The organism is Bacillus sp. NTK074B, assembly GCF_017303375.1.
GTDB lineage: Bacteria > Bacillota > Bacilli > Bacillales > Bacillaceae_B > Rossellomorea.
In genome coordinates this window covers 1-270 of sequence record NZ_JAFKOH010000072.1, presented here as the reverse complement: position 1 = coordinate 270, position 270 = coordinate 1, and the positions used below count along the sequence as shown (strand labels likewise).

At 69.3% G+C, this 270-nt stretch carries 1 protein-coding gene; it reads right to left on the bottom strand.

The features are described from left to right. Positions 1-270 (bottom strand): hypothetical protein (locus JI667_RS21470; RefSeq protein WP_206858476.1); only part of this gene is annotated, 270 nt, incomplete at both ends.

The following is a 270-nucleotide window of genomic DNA, read 5'->3' as shown; positions in this document are numbered from 1 at the left end:
CGCAGACCTCACCGCGTTCATTGAGCAGCAAGACCTCATCCACGCCGTCCGGCATCGCCGCGCGGGCGCGGTCATAGGCGGCGCGGTGTGATGATTTTATGCTCAGCCACGGATCGTCGGATTGCAACCGCTCCTCCGACAGCCCCAGCCGCCAGATTTCGCGCGCAGCCGGAAGCGCGGCGGTTTCCAGCGCAACCTGCCCGTTTGCCTGCAGCGTCAGGCGCAGGCGCGCGGGTTCGGGCGGGCCCGACAGCGCGATGGCCGGGACAG